This is a genomic window from Streptomyces sp. NPDC006339 (assembly GCF_040612775.1).
In the GTDB taxonomy this organism is placed as follows: Bacteria; Actinomycetota; Actinomycetes; order Streptomycetales; family Streptomycetaceae; genus Streptomyces.
Genome location: NZ_JBEXQW010000011.1, coordinates 100,528 through 119,243, shown reverse-complemented (window position 1 = coordinate 119,243; position 18,716 = coordinate 100,528). Strand labels below are relative to the sequence as shown.

Below are 18,716 nucleotides of genomic sequence, written 5' to 3'. Positions count from 1 at the left end.
GACAGCCGGTGCGGATGTCGCCGCCGGATTCCATCGGTGACGACCAGGCGACCATTGAATGAACTGCCCTGCGCGCCGACCGATTTCGGCATTGTCACTGCCATATTCGTTCCACGATGAAGATCTGTACGAAGGTCGCCCGGATGCGCGTGACGGTCCGGGCGCCGGGGCTGGCCGCGCTGCTCACCGCCCTCTCCGTCTGTGCGGGCGACGCCGTCGCCCGCACCTCCCCCTTCGGCCCGCACCGGCGCAGCGTCAACGACCTGGGCAACCAGTTCCTGCCGTTCCACGCCCGCCTGTGGGACCTCCTGCACGGACGCGCGGACGGCGGGCTGCTCCTGAACTGGCAGTCCGGCTGGGGCACCAGCTTCCTTCCCGACCTCGGCACGTATCTGACCAGCCCGTTCGCCCCGCTCGTCGGTCTCTTCCCGCGCGCGGACCTCGCCTACGCGCTGTACGGGATCACCGTCCTGAAGATGGCGGCCGCCGCGGCGGCGATGGCCTTCACGCTGCTGCGGTCGCGGCCGGGCGTGTGGTGGGGCGCGGGGCTGCTCGGCGCGGCGTACGGCCTGTGCGGCTGGGCCTTGCTGGAGGCCGTCTACAACCCGATGTGGATGGACGGCCTGATCGCCTTCCCGCTGCTGTGCCTGGTGGGCGTGTGGGTACGGGAGGGGCGGCGGCCGCTCCTCGGACCGCTGGTCGTCGCCGTGTGCTGGTTCGCCAACTTCTACACCGCCTACATGGCGACGCTGGGCGCCGCGCTCGTCCTCCTGGTGACGCTGCCGCCCTGGCGGGTCCTGGTCCGGGGCTCGGTGACGGTGCTGCTCGGGATCGGGCTCGCGGCGCCCCTCCTGGTGCCGGTCTACCTCGGGACGCGCCACGCCTACCCGGGCGTGATGCGGGACTTCACGGCGGCGGGCGGGCCGGACCTCGCGGCGCGCCTGATGCCCGTCACGTACGGCTTCTCGACCCCGGCGCTGTTCGTCTTCACGGCGGTACCGGTGCTGGCGGCCTCGCTGCTCTTCCGCCGCGAGCGGCGAGGGTCCCGGGGCTTCCGGGACTTCCGGGGCTTCCGGCGCTCCCTGGACTTCCGGGGCTTCGGGGGCTTCGGGGGCTTCCGGGGCTCCAAGGAGCCCCGGGACCTTCGGCGGGCGGACTGGCGATGGCCGGGCCTGGTCGCCGGTGTTGCGCTGTCCCTCCAGTGGGGGCCCACGCACCTGGTGTGGCACGTCTTCGCCACGCCCAACGGCAGCCCGTACCGCCAGACCTTCGTCCTCGCCGGCGTGCTCGTCCTCGCCGCGTGGCGGGCGGTCGCCGACGGCCTGCCGGACCGGCGGTCGTTGCTGGGCGGGGCGGGCCTGGTCGGCGTCCTCGGTCTCGGGGCGCTGGGCAGCGGACAGGCGACGGTGTGGGGCGGGGCGCTGTTCGCGGCGGGGCTCGCGGTCGTCTTCGTACGGCCGGGGCGGCTCGCCGTACTGCTCCTGGCGGGCGTGCTAGTGGCGCAGGCGGCGGCGACGACGGCGTACGGCGACCGGGAACGGCTCCGCCGCCTCGACGACTACCCGGCGTGGAGCGCCGCCGACGGCCGCCTGGCCGAAGCCCTCGCCGACGCCGACGGCTGGCCCGCCCACCGCACCGACTCCGGCCGCCCCCACACCACGGCCAACGAGCCGATGACGCTGGGCGGCCAGGGCGGCGCCTACTACAGCAGCCTCACGCCCGACGTCCTCACCCGCACCATGGCCGCGCTCGGCGCCGGCTGGACCTCCCGGGGCCGCAACCTGCAGAGCCTGGACAACCCGGTGACCGACGCCCTCTTCGCGGTGGGCGCGCGCCGGCGGGACGGTGCCGTGGTCGCCACCGGCCCGGCCCTGCCGCTGGTGACCGTCCGCCCCGCCGGTCCGGGCCCCGTCTACGGGCCCTCTCCGTTCCGCAACCAGGAACTCCTCCTGGGCGCACGGGTCTACGAGCCTCCGGCGGCGTCCGGAGCCTGCCGCGTCGGCACCGAGGTGTTCCTCTGGGCGCCCGACGTCACGGGCCCGGCCCGCCTCGGCCCCCGCGTGGTCCGCCTCCGCGGCGAACTCCCCAAGTGGCGGGCCGCGCTGGTGTCCCTGGGCATCCAGCGAGTGCCGGGCCTGCGCCCGGAGCTCCCGCCGGGGGCCGAGGGTGAGGGGGGTACGCTCGCCTGCCTGGACCACGCGCGCCTGCGCGCCGCCGTCGCCGCGCTCCGGGCCACGGCACCCGCCGTCGACGCGGTCCGGGTGACGTCCACGGGTGTCCGCGCCACCCTGCGCCCCGGCACCACCGGCATGCTCGTCCTCTCCTCCCCCCGGATCGCCGGCTGGACCTGCGACGGCCGCCCGGCGTCCTCGTACGGCGGCCTGGTGGCGGCCCCGGTGCGCCCGGGAGCGCGGGAGGTGACCTGTGCCTTCCGGCCACCCGGCCTGCGGGCGGGCCTGGGTATCGGCGGCGTGGCCCTGGTGCTGCTCGCGGGGTGGGTGGGGCTCGCGGCCCGCCGCCGGAGCGGGAGAGGCCGTGGGGGGTATGGGGAGTAGCTGACGCGGGTCCGACCACTTCCTTCCGCGCTCCCGCTCCTTCCGCACTCCCGTTCCTTCCGCACCCCCGTCCTGCCGCACCCCCGTCCTTCCGCACTCCCGCCCGCCCACGCCGGAGGCACGGTGACGGCGTGGCGCAGGTCACATGTCCTCCCGCGGATTCCTGTCACACGCGCGCGGTCCGCTCCGTCATAGCGGTGTAGCCACCATCGAGCACGACAGAGGAGCCCCCATGGAAGCCCGTCTCAACGTCTTCGGCAGCCCCACCGGTGCCAAGGTCATCAAGCACTTCGGCGCCGCGGGCAAGGCCATCGCGGACAGCGGCCTGCCGTTCGCCGTCCAGGAGCTCGTGAAGATCCGTGCGAGCCAGATCAACGGCTGCGGATTCTGCCTCGACATGCACACCAAGGACGCGGAGGCGGCCGGGGAGTCCTTCCAGCGGCTGTACATGGTCGCCGCCTGGCGCGAGGCCAAGGTCTTCACGGACGCCGAGCGCGCCGCCCTGGAGCTGGCCGAGCAGGGCACCCGTATCGCCGACGGGTCCGGTGTCCCGGACGAGGTCTGGCGGAACGCCGCCAAGCACTACGACGAGGAGCAGCTCGCCGGCCTCGTCGCGCTGATCGCCCTGATCAACGCGTACAACCGTGTGAACGTCCTCCTCCAGCAGCCCGCGGGCGACTACCGGGTCGGCATGTTCGGCTGACCCGCCTAGTCTGGGCCGGTGGACGGAGCGGCGAGGGAGGACGCGCGGCGGTGGCTGGCCGAGGAGGGCGTCACCCGCGTCGGCGCGGACGAGTGGACCGACGGCGAGCACCCCGGGCGGCGGATCACGACCGTGGACGTCGCGGTCCGCTGGACCGACCAGGTGTTCGTCGACGAGCGGCTCGACCCGGCCGGCCGACTCCGCCTGGCCTTCGGGCTTCTCGACCTGCTGGACGTGTACTGGGTGACCGCCGAGATCGGCTTCGCACTGGCCGACCCGGAGGCCGGTCTGTCGGGCCAGGCGTTCTGGGACGGCTACCGGCAGCGGCTGGAGGCCCCGGAGGTGGGCGAGGCGGTGACGTACTCGCTCTGGGTCGACTGGTTCGAGGACGCGCGCACCTCGGCGGACGCCTTCGGCGAGGTGCTCGGCCGTGACGTCGGCGGGCTGCGGGCGGACGCGCCCGAGCCGCTGCTGCGCCGGGGGGGCCGGGTCCTGGAGGTCTCCGGCCCGGTGCCGTGGCCGGTGAAGGAACCGGCGCTCCGGGCCGCCGCCGGTGTCCCGGCGCTGCACCGGCAGGTCTTCCGCGGCCTGTTGAACGGCTACCACTCGGTCTACGGCGACCTGGAGCCGTCCGCCGCGCTCACCCTGCTCGCGGAGCTCGACCTACCGCCGGACACCGAACACCTCGCGCCGCTGCGCCGGGTCCTGACGGCCGGACACGCCCACCACCACCGCAGCCCGGACGCCTGGGCCGCGGCGACCGGGCACGGTCCGGCTGACCGGCCCGTCTGATCGGCCCATCTGATCGGACCGTCTGACGTGTCCGGCGTGACTGACGAGTCCGGCGTGACTGACGAGTCCGGCGTGACTGGCGGGACGCGCGCTCAAGCCGCCGGCTCGCCCCCACCCGGGAGTGAACCCCGCGCGCAGCAGCGGACGAAGTCCCGTACGACCGGGTCGGTGTCCGGCGATGGCGCCGAGCCGGCCCGGGCATGACGAAGGGGCCGGCCCGTCGGGCCGGCCCCTGGTGCGCGCGGGGGCGGGGGTCCGCCTTACTTCGCCGCGACCTCTTCGAGGCAGAAGACGAACTTGTCGGAGCCGAGCTGCTGGGCGAGCGCCGAGTACTTGTTCCGGTCGCACTTCTCGAGGTCGAAGGTGCCCTCGTGGACCTGGGCGACCTTGAACAGGGCGGCCTTGCCGGAGGAGCAGTCCTGGGTGTCGACGTTCGGGGCGTCGTCGGGGCCGGTGACGGTGACGCACTCGCCGACCTTGGCGTGGACCGGGGCGTCACCGGTGAGGTGCGGCAGGCCGAGCTTCACCGCGACGGCGACGATCACCAGAACGACCAGGCCGCAGATCTTCTTCAGCACGCCGCCCTTCTTCTTCTCCGGGGCGGGAGCCTGCTCGAGGGTGCCCGGGACGGGAGCGGCGAACGGGTCGGACGGCTGAGGCGTGGTCATGGAGGGATCCTTGGAAGGCATGGACATGATCGAACGCGCACATTACACAGCGCGAAACGACCAAAACGGACCTCTACCTTCCGTTTCCGAATCAGATGCGGAGTCGTGACTCTGCCGCCGCGTCAGAAACGGGCCCCGCCCATCTGGCGCTGACGGTCGAGCACGCGGCGCAGGTCGGCGGCCAGCGGGTGGTACGGCCCGTGGAAGCGCTCCACGTCGTACAGGAGGGCGCCGAGGCCGGAGACGGCGGCCGCCCGGTCGCCGATGGCGAGCTGCAGCAGGCCGATCCGGTGCCGGATGTCGAAGGCCCGGGACCGCTGCGCGGGATCCGTCTCCGTGCCGTGCTCGAGGTACGGCAGGAGCGCGCGGTACTCGGCGAGCGCGGCGGCCGGGTCGCCGAGTTGCTCCAGGCACAGGGCCGCGTCGTAGCGGAACTGCAGGGTCTGCGGATCGGCCGGGCCCGCCTCCGCCGCGCGGTCCTCGGCGAGGCGGCGCAGCTCCGGGAGCGCGCGGCGGTACTGGCCGTCGTCCATGAGCGTCGTCGCGTACTGCTTGCGCAGGATGCGGACGACCGGAGAGTGCTCGCCGTGCTCGGCGGCGGCCGCCGGGAGGATGCCGCCGAGGATGTCCACGGCCTGGGTGAGGGAACCCTCGCCGAGCAGGCGCTTCACCTCGTCCACGGCCGCCGCCACGTCCGGCTTCGCCGGAGCCGGGGACCCGGCCGGGACCGGGGGCGGGGGCGGGGTCGCCGCGGTCTGCACCGCGTGGTCGGGCCAGGGGGCGTGCGGGCGGCGGAAGGGGCGGGTCGGGTCGAGCGGGCCCGACGGCCCCGGCGCGCCGCGCGGCGGCAGGAGGGGCAGCAGGTGCTCGTACACCTCCTGCGCGCCCGACGGCCGGGCCTGCGGGTCCTTCGCGAGGAGGCGCAGGACGAGCGCTTCGAGAACCTCGGGCACCTCGGGCCGCAGCCGCCGCACCGGGACGGGCGGCTCGTAGAGGTGGCGGTGCAGCACGCCGAGGGCGGTCGAGCCGGCGAACGGCACGTTGCCGCTGAGGAGTTCGTGGAGCAGCACGCCGAGCGCGTACAGGTCCGTGTACGGGCCGACGACGCCGCCCATGGCTTGTTCGGGCGCCATGTAGGCGGGGCTGCCGATGGGCGAGCCGGTGTGGGTGAGGCGGGTGGTGTCGCTGTCGAGGACGGAGGCGACGCCGAGGTCGAGCACGATCACCGTGCCGTCGGGGCGGACCATCACGTTCCGCGGCTTGAGGTCCCGGTGCACGATCGGCACGGCGTGGACGGCCGCGAGCACCGCGCACAACTGGGCGGCGACGGAGACCGCCCACGGCCAGGGGTAGGGGTCGTGCTCGGCGAGGTGGTCGGCGAGGTCGGCGCCCTCCACGTACTGCATCACCAGATACAGGTCGTCGCCGTCGCTGCCCGCGTCGTGGACGGTGACGAGCCCGGGGTGGCCGACCTGTGCGGTGACCCGGCACTCGCGCACGAAGCGGCGCCGCAGCTCGTCGGCGGCCGTGGCCGGGCCGCTGATGGCGGCGGGGTTGAGCAGCTTGACCGCGACCCGCCGGTCGAGCCGTCCGTCGTACGCCGTCCAGACCTGGCCCATCCCGCCCTGGCCGATCATGGTGGACAGCTCGTAACGCCCGCCGACGACCCGGCCGTTCACTTCCCCTCGTCCTTACGGAGCAGGTGGCTCAGCTCGTCGAGCTCCGCGCGCACCTGGTCGATGCGGGGTCCGGTCACGGGAGGCGCCGGCGGCGGCACCACGGCCTGCGGCTGGGGGTGGGCCTGAGCCTGGGGCTGAGGGTGGGCCTGGGGCTGGGGCTGGGGCTGGGGCGGGACGGCGGGCTGCGCCTGCGGGTAGCCGTATCCGTGGTGGTGCTGCGGGACCGTCGCCGCGTACGGGTGGTACGGCGGCGGGGCCTGGCCGCCCGCGGCGGACGCGCCGGCCGCGAGGCGGACGCGGTCGTGGCGGATGTCCACCACCAGGAAGTACACCGTGAACGCCACGGCGTTGAGTATCACCATCCCCACGACCAGGTCGCCCTGGAGGGACGTGTCGTTCTCGTCCTCCGGCATGAGCACGAAGGCCGCGATGACGACGGCCACCGACACCGCGAGCAGGATCCAGTCCAGGACCCGGCGGGTCACCAGGCCGATCCGCAGCGCGGTCACCCAGGTGAGCATCCCGACGCTGAGGAGCGGCAGCAGCGTGAAGAGCACGCGCAGGACGATGACGGACGCCGGAACACCGCGCGGCGGTGGCGCGGGCTGCGGGTAGCCGGGGCCGTACATGGCTGCTCCTGGTCACCTGGAGGAGGTCGGTGTTGTCGGGGACGAGCGTATACACCGACTCCGACAGCCACCCACCGGTTGTCCACAACCGGTGCACCGCAACCTGTGGGCCCCAACCGGTCGCCCGGCGGTGTCCGGCGACGTCCGGGCGGTGTCCGGCGGCATCCGGGCGGTGTCCGGCGGTGTCCGGCGGCATCCGGGCGGTGTCCGGCGGTGTCCGGCGGCGCGGTCAGGGTGCGACCGAGCCGTCCGCGAGGCCGTCGTACATCCCCTGCACCAGCTTCTCGCCGAGTCGTCCCGCGAGCCGCAGCGCCTCCTCGAACTCCGCGAGGGCGCGGAACCGTTCGCCGTAGCGCCGCTGTTCGCCGAGCGGCAGGCGCGGCAGTTGCAGGCGGCGGACGTCGAGCCGGGTGGCGGTGGACGCGTAGGAGCTGGCCTGGCGGTTGTTGGCGGTGGCCCGCAGGAAGCCGGCCAGGAACCAGGGGTCGAGGGCCGCCGGGTCCGGGCGCAGGAGGTGGACGTTCCGGCCGAGGGCGGCGCCGGCGGTGGCGGCGTCGACGACCCGGGCGACCGAGCCGCCGCCGAGGACGGGGACGACCACGTCGCCCACGGCGAGCAGCACCGGTTCCTCGGCGGTGCCCTCGGCCGGGGTTTCGGGGAGCGTGCCGGAGGGCGCCTGGCCGGCGAGGACGTCGGTGTCGGTGAGCACGCGGGGCGCGGTCGCGGTGCCCGCCGGGGCCGTGCCGGTGCCGCCGGCGCGCAGCGTCAGGGCGCCCGCGCGGGCGAGCTCGCCGACCGTCGTGGCGGGCCAGCGCGGGATGGCGGCACCGGTGTCGGCGGCGGGCGGCGGGGTCAGCTCGCGGGTGCGGCGCAGGGTCTCGGTAAGCCGTTCGCGCACCCCGGCCAGCTCCGCCGCTCCCTCGGCGGCGGGGGGCGGCGGCAGATGGCGGGCGGGGGCCAGGTCGACGTCGTCGTCGAGGAGTTCGACGACCGGGACGGCGCGGCTGCCGCCGGGGGTCTCGGCGAGGACGCCGTCCTGGTCGAAGGGCCGCCAGGCGGCCAGGACGGCGCTCTCGACGGCCGCCCAGTCGAGCCGGTCACGGCCGCTGGTCCCAGTGCTGGTGCCGGTGCCGGTGACGGTCGCCGCTCCGGTGGCCGTCGTCTCGTGCGCGGTGTCGACGAGGAGCAGTTCGGCGGCGGGGCGCGCGCCGGGGACGGGCCTGCGCAGCACCCAGAGGTGGAGCGGGATGCCGTACGGGGGCGCGGCGCCGGCCGGGAGGGCGACGACGGCCCGCAGGGCGCCGCGGCGCAGCAGGTCGGCGCGGATGCGGCGGCCGGAGCGGCGGGAGGCGGCGGCGGGCGGCATGAGGAGGACGGCGGTGCCGCCGGGGCGCAACCGGGCCAGGGCGTGCTGGACCCAGGCCAGTTCGGACTCCGTACGGGCCGGGAAGCCGTACTCCCAGCGGGCGTCGTAGGCCAGTTCGTCGTGGCCCCAGTTGCGCTCGTTGAACGGCGGGTGGCACAGCACGGCGTCGGCGGCGAGGGCCGGGAACGCGTCGGCGCGCAGGGTGTCGCCGGACAGGACGCGGACGTCGACGGCGGCGTCGGTGGCGAGCGCGAGGCGGAGCGCGGTCAGCGCCGCCAGGTCGGGGTCGGCGTCCTGGCCGTACAGGGCGGTGGGGGCGGTGGGCGCGGTGGGGGTGGTGGAGGTCGTGGCGGTGCCGGCGGGCGCAACGGCGGAAGGCGCGGTGGCAGGGGCGGGGGCGGGCGCGGCGGCGGCCGTGAGCAGGGCGCCGGTGCCGCAGGCGGGGTCGAGGACGGTGGTCGCCGGGCCGGCGAGCGCCGCCATGAGGGCGGCGGGGCCGGGCGGGGTGAGCGTGTACTGGCGCGGGTTGGCGTCCAGGTGGCGGCCGAGGAGGAAGTCGAAGACCTCGCGGGGGCCCGTCGCCGCCGCCATGTCCGCCACTCCGCGCACGAGCGGGACGGAGGGGGCGAGCGCGCGGGCCGTGGGGGTGCGGACGCTTCGCTCGGCGCCGAAGCGCTCGGTCAGCGTCTCCTCCAGCGGCACCGGGAGCAGCTCCGCGAGCCGCTCGTCGGGCGCGGCGGCGAGCGCGGGCCAGGCCGCCGCCCGGTCCCGTACGAGAAGGAGGGCGCAGCCCGCGTGGACGAGGGCGGTCACGGCCCCGGCGGGGTGGCCGGCGATCTGCTGCCAGACCCGCTCGCCGAGCGGGACCTCGGCCAGCTTGCCCTGGGCGCGCAGCCATGCCTCCACGTCGGCGAGGGCGAAGGACGGGCTGGCCTCCGTGCCGCCGACCGGCCGGGGGAAGTCGGCGTGGCGGCGGCGCCAGTTGCTCACGGCGGCCCTGCCGACTCCCGCGAGGCGGGCGATGCCCGCGGCGGTCACCTCCGCTGCGCTCTCCGGCACGTGCCGCTCCTCTCGTCCCGCATGCGTGTGGCGCTGATCTTACTGACGAACGACAGAACACGACTTCACAGTGTGAGCCGAGCCATTTCTTGTGAACCGTGTTGACTCGGTTCACAAGCTCTGCTGTTATTGACCCGTCGCGCCAGACAAACCCGTTTCCCCCGTATCGCCCCCATCCCCTCGGAGAACCACCATGTCTGCCACCGCCCGCCCCCGCCGCGCCGCCCTCGCCGGTGCCCTGTGCGCCGCCGTCGTGCTCGGCGCGACCGCCTGCGGCCCCTTCTCCGGCGACGAAGCGAAGGCCACCGGGCCGTTCGGCGACCTGACCGGCCCGCAGATCGTCGACAAGGCGCTGAGCGAGACGAAGACCGCCACGTCGCTCACCCTCGACATCTCGCTGAAGACCGCCGACGGCCCGCTGAAGGCGTACGTGTCGACCGACCTCCCGGGGAAGTGCGCCGGGACCATGACCGCCGGCACGACGGGCACGGCCGAGCTCCTCCGGCCCGCCGACAAGGCCGTCTACCTCCGCTTCGACGAGGCGTTCCTCAAGGAGCAGGCCAAGGGCGAGCCGGAGGAGGTCCAGCAGGCGCTGCTCAAGGAGCTCAAGGGCCGCTGGGTGAAGACCGACGCCAAGGACCCCGACGCCAAGGACATGCTGGAGCTCTGCGACCTGAAGGCGCTGCTCGCGGACTTCGACCAGACCACCACCGGCACCGTCCGGGGCGAGGAGACCACCGTCGGCGGGCAGAAGGCGCTGACGCTCACGCAGAAGCTCGACGGCGAGCAGAACACGTTCTACGTGGCCACGGAGGGCAAGCCGCACCTGCTGAGGGTCGTGACGACCGGCGGCGAGGAGCCGGGCACGATCACGTTCTCGAACTACGACAAGCCGGTGACGGCGCAGACGCCGCCGAAGAAGGACGTGGTGGACGAGAAGAGCCTCGGCTGACGGTCCGCGAGGACCTCGCGAGACGCGAAAGGCGTGAAGGCCACCGGAGGGGGGTGGCCTTCACGCCTTTCGTACGTGCGGGGGCGCCGGGGTCACAGACGGTGGCGGACCCAGACGTTCGGCTCGACGTAGACCGCGTACCCCCGGGACGCCTCGCAGTGCACCGGCACCAGGGCCCCCTCGACGTCGACCTGGCCGTCGGTGTCGAAGGGCAGGCCCGTCCAGCGGCGCCACTGCTCCACGGACCCGCCGATCGTCATCGACGCGGGGGCCACCTTCTCGACGGTGCCGCCCGCCCGGACGTGGACGCGCAGCCAGGGGTCGTGCGGCAGACCGTCCGACTCGCGCGTGCGGAAGGCGTATTCGTGGATGGAGGACGCCGCCTCCAGGTGCTTGCCGTTGGGCCGCACCGGGGCGACGACGTCGGAGAAGCCGAGCCGGCGGGCGTTGTCGCGCATCGCCGCCAGCATGCGGTGCGAGACGCCCTGGCCGAGCGCGCCCGTGTCCACGGTGACCTCGATCGCGCTGACGGTGTCCGGCGTGCGGCCGTGCCGCAGGTCGGAGAACGCCCAGAGCAGGACCTGGTCCCAGCCGGTGTCGGGCAGTTCACCGCGCCCCTTCGCCCCGAGCTGGAAGGGCACGCTGAACGCCCGCGCGACGAAAGGCCCGTCGACGCCGTCGGTGGCCACGAGCACGTACTCGGGGAAGTCGGTCACGATCTTCCCCATGTGCGACCAGCCGACCGGGTCGTACATCATGAACTCCGGCCAGAGGTGCTTCATGTCCCACATGGGCCCCTGGAGTTCGGGGCGTTCGGCGAGAGTCGTGATGTGCAGGTCCATGGGGCGGAGGCTAACGGCGCCCCATGGACCAGGCGAAACGATTTTTCGCCAGCGCACGCCACCACACCGCCACGCCGCCTACGGCAGCCGCTGCTCCGGACAGCTCCGCAGCACCCGCTTCATCGCGTCCCGCTCGGCCCCGGTCACCCACACCCCGTACTTCTTCTTCACCGCGACCTGCCGGGCGACGTACGGGCAGCGGTACGCGCGGTTCGGCGGCAGCCAGGTCGCGGCGTCGCCGTCCGACTTGCGGCGGTTGGCCTCGGCGTCGACGGCGAGCAGATTGAGCGGGTCGTTGGCGAACCGCAGCCGGGTACCGGCGTCCCACTTGTGCGCGCCCTTCTGCCAGGCGTCGGACAGCGCGACGACATGGTCGATGTCCACCTTGCTGCGGCCGCGGACGTAGTCGACGGACCGGCCGGTGTAGGGGTCGTCGGTCAGGGTGCCGGAGGCCACCTTGCAGTGGCCGCCGCCCTTGAAGCGCACACCGGTCAGATCGCGCCGGAGTATGTCGTCCCGGGTGCCGCAGCCGTTGCGGTCGACGTCCGTCCACGCCCGCCCGAACTTCTCCCGCTCGTAACCGGTCTTGGGCGCCCTGCCCTTCACGGTCAGTGTGTCCACGGCGGCCAGCGCCGTCCCGGTGGCGCCCTTGGCGGAGGGGGCGTCGTCGCCGGGTGAGCAGGCGGCGCCGGCGAGCAGGGCGAGGACGGCGAAGGCCGGGGCTGCGAGGGATTTCTGATGCGTCGGCACTGGACGATCCTAGGGCGAGCGCCCTCTGGATCCTTCATGCCGGATATCGGATACGGGACGGGGCATTGGATACGGGATATCGGATCCAATATCCGAAAGCCCCTCCCCCGGCGGCCACCGGATCCTGGATATTGGATCCACCACCCGCACCCGCCCCACCCCACCCCGCCCTCACACCTTCCCGATCCCCAGCGTGTTCTCGGCCGGCAGCAGACCGGATCCGATGACCGCCAGCCAGGGCCCGCCCAGCAGGTCCGCCAGCCGCCCCGTCGCCTCCGGCCCCAGCGCGGCCCAGGGCGCGGCGGCGAGTTCGTCCGTGCGGCGTTCGACCTCGGCGCGCAGGGCGCGTCCGGCGTCGGTGGCGGTGCCGTCGGGGTGGACCAGACCGCGGGTGGCGAGCCGGTCGCGGGCGGCGCGCCACTGCTCCTCGCTCCAGCCCCGGCCGGCGAAGGTCTCCTCGGCGGCGGCACCGACGGCGGCGAAGGAGACGAGGGACTCGACGGGGTCGAGCCCGGCCGCCATCAGGGCGACGAGGTGGCCGTCGCCGCGGTGCTCGCGCAGGAGCGTGGCGGCCTGCCACAGGGCGAGGTGGGGGACGTGGGACCAGGGAAGTGCGGCGTGGGCGGCGGCCAGGGGGCGCCCGGCGGTGTCGGCCGCCTCGGCGGCGCGGCGGGCGAGCGCGGCGGCCTCGGCGAGGGCCGGGCTGGTGAGGACCTCGGGGCCGAGGAGGGCCCGGTAGGCCCGGTCGACGGCACGGAGCCGGGCGGCGAGGACGTCGGCGGGCGCGGCGATCTCCCAGGCGGCGGGGACGTGGCGGGCGACCTTGTCCGGGCTGAAGGAGTAGAAGGCGGAGGCGACCCGTTCGGCACCGACGGGACCGAGGGCGGCGGCGCGCCAGGCGAAGTAGGAGGGCCAGCGTTCGGTCACGTCGTAGCCGAGGGCGGCGGCCTCTTCGAACGCCTCGGGGGCGTAGTAGTGCAGGGCGTGCAGGGGTTCGAGCAGGTGCCACATCTGTCGCACCCGGCCCGGCTCGACGGTTCCGGCACCGGAGCCGGTGGTGGTCTCCACGGTCATGACGTCCACGTCCCCTCGGATCCTCATCTTGTCACTGTCTAGATTGCTCCCGCCCCCACAACTTGTCAATGACTAGATCCGGCGTACGCTGCTGCCATGACCAGTCGGCGCACCTACCACCACGGCGACCTGCGGCAGTCCGTCCTCACCGCCGCCCTCGACGTCATCGCCACCGAGGGCCCGGGCGCGCTGAGTCTGCGCGACCTCGCGCGCCGCGCGGGCGTCTCGCACGCCGCTCCCGCCCATCACTTCAAGGACCGCACGGGCCTGCTCACCGCGATCGCCGCGCAGGGCTACGACCTGCTCGCCGACGCCCTCGGCGAAGCGCCTGACCTGCGGGAGCGCGGGGTGCGGTACGTGCGGTTCGCCGCCGCCCACCCCGCGCACTTCCAGGTGATGTTCCAGCCCGACCTGTACCGGGCCGACGACCCCGACCTGCTCGCCGCCAAGGAACGCGCCTCCGCCGAACTCCGCGCCGGGGTCACCGGCCTGCCGGCCACCGGCTCCGGCACCACCGACGCCGGCACCGCCACCACCACCGCCCCCGACGCCCGTACCGCCGGCATCGCCGCCTGGTCCCTCGCCCACGGCTTCGCGACGCTGCTGCTCACCCACAACGTGGCCGGAGCGGTCGGCGACCGTGACCCCGGTGACTACTTCCGCTCGCTCGCCGACCTGATGTTCCGGACGGGCCCCGCATGACCGCCCCAGCCCCGGCCCCGGCCCCCGCCCCCGCCGCCCGCCGCGCCCTCCGCCGGACGGCCGCCGGTCCCCTCACCGCCGGCCCCCTCACCGTCGCCCTCCTCACCACCGCCCTGGTCGCCGCCTCGACCTCCTGCACCGGCCCGGCCCCCACCCGTACCGCCCCCGCCCGTACCGCCCCCACCCCCACCCCTAGTGACGACGGGGCGTGGCGCGGCGCCTGGGCCGCGTCGCCCCAGCCGCCGTCCGACGGGAACTGGTCCGAGCGGGGCTTCGCCGACCACACCCTGCGCCAGGTCGTCCGCCTCACCGCGGGCGGCACCGGGGTGCGGATCGAGCTGTCCAACCGTTACGGCACCATGCCGCTGCGGATCGCCGGGGCGACGGTCGCCCGGCCCGCCGAGGGCGCCGCGGTGCGGCCCGGATCGGTCCGCACCCTCACCTTCGGGAAGCGTCCCTCGGCCACGGTCCCGGTCGGCGGCACCCTGCTCAGCGACGGCCTGCCCCTGACCGTGCGGCCCTTCGAGTCGCTGACCGTGACGCTCCGCCCGGCCGGGCCGACCGGCCCCGCCACCGTCCACCGGATGGCCTCCGCCACCGGCTACCGGGCGGCGGGCGACCATCGCGGCGACGTGTCGGGCAGCGCGTTCACCGAGACCGGCACGTCCTGGTACTACCTGACCGGCGTCGAGGTCACCGGCGGCCCCGACGGGCACCGCCGCGACGGCGTGGTCGCCTTCGGCGACTCCCTCACCGACGGCCACGGCTCCACCCTCGACGCCGATCGCCGCTACCCCGACCGGCTCGCCGAACGGCTCGCCGCCCTCGGCCGCCCCCGGGCCGTCCTCAACCACGGCATCAGCGGCAACAAGGTCGTCCGCCACGGCGGCGGGGCGGGCGAGAAGGCCCTGGACCGCTTCGCGCCGGACGCGCTCGACGAACGCGGCGTCGGCACCGTCCTCGTCCTCGAAGGCATCAACGACATCGGCGGCCGTCTCCGCCCCGACGTCAGCGTCGACGAGCTGATCGCCGGCCACCGCGAACTCGTCCGCCAGGCCCATGCCCGCGGCCTGAAGGCGGTCGGCGCGACACTCGTCCCGTTCAAGGGCTCCGCCTACCACACCCCGGAGAACGAGGCCCAACGGGACGCCTTCAACCGCTGGATGCGCGCCTCGGGCACGTACGACGCCGTGATCGACCTCGACCGGGCCCTCGCGGACCCGGCCGACCCCGACCGCATGCGGCCCGCCTACGACTCCGGCGACCATCTCCACCCGAGCGACGCGGGCTACCGCGCGATGGCCGAGGCCGTCGACCCCGGCGCCCTCTGACCCGCGCCCACCCCCGCCCGGCGGACCGGGCGGGGGCGAGCGGGGGCGGGCGCCAGGCTCACGAGCCCAGGATCTCCGCCAGGAACTCGCCGGTCCACGCGAGCAGTTCGCGTCCCACCACCGGCTTCCCGCCGATCTTGCCGGTCGTCGGGCGCGGCACCAGGATCTGGTGCACGGCCGGCTTGATGACCGTACGCGGGTGGAGCCGCTTCAGGCGCAGCTCCTGCGACTCGCGCAACTCCACCGGCGCGAAGCGGATGTTGGGACCCTGCAGGACGATCTCGCCGACGCCGCAGGCGCGCGCCAGCATCCGCAGCCCGGCCACCAGGAGCAGGTTCTCCACCGGCTCCGGCAGCTTGCCGTAGCGGTCGGTGAGCTCCTCCCGTACGGCCTTGATGTCCTCCTCGGTGTTGGCGGAGGCGATGGCCCGGTATGCCTGGAGGCGCAGCCGCTCGCCCGGCGCGTAGTCGTGCGGGACGTGCGCGTCCACCGGCAGCTCGATCTTGACCTCCAGCGGCGGCTCCTCCTCCACACCGCCCTCCAGGGAGGCCCGGTAGTCCGCGACGGCCTCGCCGACCATCCGCACGTACAGGTCGAAGCCGACGCCCGCGATGTGACCGGACTGCTCGCCGCCGAGCAGGTTGCCCGCGCCGCGGATCTCCAGGTCCTTCATCGCCACGTACATGCCCGCGCCCATCTCGGTGTGCTGGGCGATGGTCGCGAGCCGCTCGTGCGCGGTCTCGGTCAGCGGCTTCTCCGGCGGGTAGAGGAAGTAGGCGTAGCCCCGCTCGCGGCCTCGGCCGACGCGGCCGCGCAACTGGTGGAGCTGCGACAGGCCGAAGTTGTCGCCGCGCTCGACGATGAGCGTGTTGGCGTTGGAGATGTCGATGCCGGACTCGACGATCGTCGTCGACACCAGCACGTCGAACTTCTTCTCCCAGAAGTCGACGACGACCTGCTCCAACTGGCTCTCGCCCATCTGTCCGTGGGCGGTGGCGATCCGCGCCTCGGGCACGATCTCCCGCAGCCTGGCCGCGGCCCGGTCGATGGACTCGACCCGGTTGTGGATGTAGAAGACCTGGCCCTCGCGCAGGAGTTCGCGACGGATCGCGGCGCCGATCTGCTTCTCCTCGTACGGGCCGACGAAGGTCAGGACCGGGTGCCGCTCCTCCGGCGGGGTGGTGATCGTCGACATCTCGCGGATGCCGGTGACCGCCATCTCCAGGGTACGCGGGATCGGGGTCGCGGACATGGTCAGGACGTCCACATTGGCGCGGAGCTTCTTGAGCTGCTCCTTGTGCTCCACGCCGAAGCGCTGCTCCTCGTCGACGATGACCAGGCCCAGGTCCTTGAACCTGGTCTCGGAGGAGAAGAGGCGGTGGGTGCCGATGACGACGTCCACGGAGCCGTCCTTCAGGCCCTCCAGCGTCGCCTTCGCCTCGGTGTCCGTCTGGAAGCGGGACAGGGCGCGCACGTTCACCGGGAACTGGCTGTACCGCTCGGAGAAGGTGCCGAAGTGCTGCTGCACGAGCAGCGTGGTGGGGACGAGGACGGCGACCTGCTTGCCGTCCTGGACGGCCTTGAAGGCGGCCCGCACGGCGATCTCCGTCTTGCCGTAGCCGACGTCGCCGCAGATCAGACGGTCCATGGGGACGGTCTTCTCCATGTCCTCCTTGACCTCGGCGATGGTGGAGAGCTGGTCGGGCGTCTCGGCGTACGGGAAGGCGTCCTCCAGCTCCCGCTGCCAGGGGGTGTCGGGGCCGAAGGCGTGGCCGGGGGCCGCCATCCGGGCGCTGTACAGCTTGATCAGGTCGGCGGCGATCTCCTTGACCGCCTTCTTCGCGCGCGCCTTGGTCTTCGTCCAGTCGGCGCCGCCGAGCCGGTGCAGGGTGGGGGCCTCGCCGCCGACGTACTTGGTGACCTGCTCCAACTGGTCGGTCGGGATGTAGAGGCGGTCGCCGGGCTGGCCGCGCTTGGCGGGGGCGTACTCGACGAGCAGGTACTCGCGGGTGGCGCCCTGGACGGTCCGCTGGACCATCTCGATGTAGCGGCCGACGCCGTGCTGCTCGTGGACGATGTAGTCGCCGGCCTCCAGGGTCAGCGGGTCGATCGTCTTGCGCCGCTTGGCGGGCATCCGCTGCCCGTCCTTGCCCGCCGCCTTCTGCCCGGACAGGTCGGTCTCGGTGAGGACGGCGAGCTTGAGGGCGGGGTCGACGAAGCCGTGGTCGATGGAGCCGCAGGCCACGTGGACGACGGACGGCGCGATGTCGCTCAGGTCGGCGGCGAGGCGGGCGGCGATGCCCTCGCCGCCGAGGACCTCCACGGTGCGGGAGGCCGGGCCGTGCGCCTCCGTCACGTACACCGTGCGCCAGCCGTCGGCGAGCCAGCCCTTGGTGTCGGCGAGCGCGCGGGCGGTGTCGCCGCGGTACGACTCCGGGGCGTGCATGCCGAGCTTGAGCGTGTCGCCGTCGCCGTCGCCGTCCGTGCCGAGGCCGGACTCGTCGGCGGCGAACGGCGACACCGTCCACCACATCATGCCGAGCTCGCGCGCCCGGTCCCGTACGTCCGCGATCCCCCACAGGGAGGCGGCGCCGACGTCGATGGGGGCCTCGCCGCCGCCGGCGGTGGCCGCCCAGGACGCCTGGAGGAACTCCTGCGAGGTGGCCACCAGGTCCGCGGCCCGGGTGCGGACCCGCTCGGGGTCGCAGACGACGGCCATGGAGCCGGCGGGCAGGACGTCGAGCAGCAGTTCCATCTCGTCGACGAGCACCGGCGCGAGGGACTCCATGCCCTCGACGGCGATGCCCTCGGCGATCTTGTCGAGGAGTTCGCCGAGCTCGGGGTGCCGCTCGGCGAGGGCCCGGGCGCGGGCCCGTACGTCGTCGGTGAGCAGCAGCTCGCGGCAGGGCGGGGCCCACAGGCCGTGCTCGGCGACCTCCAGGGAGCGCTGGTCGGCGACCTTGAAGTAGCGGATCTCCTCGACGTCGTCGCCCCAGAACTCGATCCGGAGCGGGTGCTCCTCGGTGGGCGGGAAGACGTCCAGGATGCCGCCGCGGACGGCGAACTCGCCGCGCTTCTCGACGAGCTCCACCCGGGAGTACGCGGCGGCCGCGAGGCCCGCGACGACCTCCTCCAGGTCCGCCGTCCGGCCGCTCCTGAGCGCGACCGGCTCCAGGTCGCCGAGGCCCTTGACCTGCGGCTGGAGCACGGAGCGGATGGGTGCGACGACCACGGAGACGGGGCCGGCGGCGGGGTCGTCGTCGCGCGGGTGCGCGAGGCGGCGCAGCACGGCGAGGCGGCGGCCGACGGTGTCGGAGCGGGGCGAGAGCCGCTCGTGCGGGAGGGTCTCCCAGGAGGGGTACTCGGCGACCGTGTCCGGGTCGAGGAGGGACCGCAGGGCCGCGGCGAGGTCCTCGGCCTCGCGGCCGGTGGCGGTGACCGCGAGCACCGGCCGGCCGGCCTCGCGGGCCAGCGCGGCGACGGCGAAGGGGCGGGCGGCGGGCGGGCCGACCAGGTCGACGTGCGTGCGGTTGCCGTCGCGGGCGGCCGCCACCGCTTCGGCGAGGGCCGCGTCTTCGACGACGACGTCAAGCAGACCGTGCAGGCTCATGGGT

General features: G+C 74.3%; 14 protein-coding genes. 6 read left to right on the top strand and 8 right to left on the bottom strand.

Annotated elements, in window-relative coordinates; translation table 11 throughout:
• Positions 1 to 116: 116 nt before the first annotated feature.
• The 3 genes from ABZ135_RS11595 (at position 117) to ABZ135_RS11585 (ending at position 4,050) form a co-directional block, all read left to right on the top strand.
• The gene (locus ABZ135_RS11595; protein ID WP_356694324.1) at positions 117 to 2,555 is read left to right on the top strand and encodes a YfhO family protein; all 2,439 of its coding nucleotides are present in this window, start codon (positions 117 to 119) and stop codon (positions 2,553 to 2,555) included.
• Positions 2,556 to 2,787: 232 nt separating this feature from the next.
• The gene (locus ABZ135_RS11590) at positions 2,788 to 3,258 is read left to right on the top strand and encodes a carboxymuconolactone decarboxylase family protein (RefSeq protein WP_356694322.1); all 471 of its coding nucleotides are present in this window, start codon (positions 2,788 to 2,790) and stop codon (positions 3,256 to 3,258) included.
• A gap of 18 nt (positions 3,259 to 3,276) precedes the next feature.
• Positions 3,277 to 4,050: a hypothetical protein gene (locus tag ABZ135_RS11585; protein WP_356694320.1), complete on the top strand. Its 774-nt coding sequence runs from the start codon at positions 3,277 to 3,279 to the stop codon at positions 4,048 to 4,050.
• A gap of 260 nt (positions 4,051 to 4,310) precedes the next feature.
• Here the strand turns inward: ABZ135_RS11585 and ABZ135_RS11580 are convergent, their stop codons facing one another.
• The 4 genes from ABZ135_RS11580 to ABZ135_RS11565 form a co-directional block, all read right to left on the bottom strand.
• On the bottom strand, positions 4,311 to 4,718 hold the full coding sequence (locus tag ABZ135_RS11580; protein ID WP_356694318.1) for a hypothetical protein: 408 nt from the start codon (positions 4,716 to 4,718) through the stop codon (positions 4,311 to 4,313).
• Between the two features lie 122 nt (positions 4,719 to 4,840).
• On the bottom strand, positions 4,841 to 6,397 hold the full coding sequence (locus ABZ135_RS11575) for a protein kinase (RefSeq protein WP_356694316.1): 1,557 nt from the start codon (positions 6,395 to 6,397) through the stop codon (positions 4,841 to 4,843).
• Positions 6,394 to 7,026 (bottom strand): hypothetical protein, encoded by a 633-nt coding sequence (locus ABZ135_RS11570; protein ID WP_356694314.1) that lies wholly within the window; start codon positions 7,024 to 7,026, stop codon positions 6,394 to 6,396. Before ABZ135_RS11570 ends, ABZ135_RS11575 begins: the two co-directional genes overlap by 4 nt.
• 229 nt (positions 7,027 to 7,255) lie before the next feature.
• On the bottom strand, positions 7,256 to 9,451 hold the full coding sequence (locus ABZ135_RS11565; protein WP_356694312.1) for an N-6 DNA methylase: 2,196 nt from the start codon (positions 9,449 to 9,451) through the stop codon (positions 7,256 to 7,258).
• 193 nt (positions 9,452 to 9,644) lie between these two features.
• Here ABZ135_RS11565 and ABZ135_RS11560 point away from each other — a divergent pair, with 193 nt between their 5' ends.
• The gene (locus ABZ135_RS11560) at positions 9,645 to 10,403 is read left to right on the top strand and encodes a hypothetical protein (RefSeq protein ID WP_356694310.1); all 759 of its coding nucleotides are present in this window, start codon (positions 9,645 to 9,647) and stop codon (positions 10,401 to 10,403) included.
• A 92-nt stretch (positions 10,404 to 10,495) separates the two neighbouring features.
• Here the strand turns inward: ABZ135_RS11560 and ABZ135_RS11555 are convergent, their stop codons facing one another.
• The 3 genes from ABZ135_RS11555 to ABZ135_RS11545 all read right to left on the bottom strand — a co-directional run bounded on the left by ABZ135_RS11555 (position 10,496) and on the right by ABZ135_RS11545 (position 13,069).
• Positions 10,496 to 11,245, bottom strand: a complete 750-nt coding sequence (locus ABZ135_RS11555; RefSeq protein ID WP_356694309.1) for an N-acetyltransferase — start codon at positions 11,243 to 11,245, stop codon at positions 10,496 to 10,498.
• Positions 11,246 to 11,323: 78 nt separating this feature from the next.
• Positions 11,324 to 11,944: an HNH endonuclease family protein gene (locus tag ABZ135_RS11550; protein ID WP_356694440.1), complete on the bottom strand. Its 621-nt coding sequence runs from the start codon at positions 11,942 to 11,944 to the stop codon at positions 11,324 to 11,326.
• Positions 11,945 to 12,166: 222 nt separating this feature from the next.
• Positions 12,167 to 13,069 (bottom strand): hypothetical protein, encoded by a 903-nt coding sequence (locus ABZ135_RS11545; protein ID WP_356694438.1) that lies wholly within the window; start codon positions 13,067 to 13,069, stop codon positions 12,167 to 12,169.
• 96 nt (positions 13,070 to 13,165) lie between these two features.
• On the opposite strand from ABZ135_RS11545, the gene ABZ135_RS11540 reads away from it, so the two are divergent.
• Positions 13,166 to 13,771, top strand: coding sequence for a TetR/AcrR family transcriptional regulator (locus ABZ135_RS11540; RefSeq protein WP_356694308.1), 606 nt, complete (start codon positions 13,166 to 13,168; stop codon positions 13,769 to 13,771).
• Positions 13,768 to 15,102 carry an SGNH/GDSL hydrolase family protein gene (locus ABZ135_RS11535; protein ID WP_356694306.1) on the top strand — a complete coding sequence of 445 codons (1,335 nt, stop codon included), beginning with the start codon at positions 13,768 to 13,770 and terminating at the stop codon, positions 15,100 to 15,102. The genes ABZ135_RS11540 and ABZ135_RS11535 overlap by 4 nt, the downstream gene beginning before the upstream one ends.
• A gap of 58 nt (positions 15,103 to 15,160) precedes the next feature.
• On the opposite strand, the gene mfd is transcribed toward ABZ135_RS11535, so the two are convergent.
• On the bottom strand, positions 15,161 to 18,712 hold the full coding sequence (gene mfd / locus ABZ135_RS11530) for a transcription-repair coupling factor (RefSeq protein WP_356694304.1): 3,552 nt from the start codon (positions 18,710 to 18,712) through the stop codon (positions 15,161 to 15,163).
• Positions 18,713 to 18,716 lie beyond the last annotated feature (4 nt).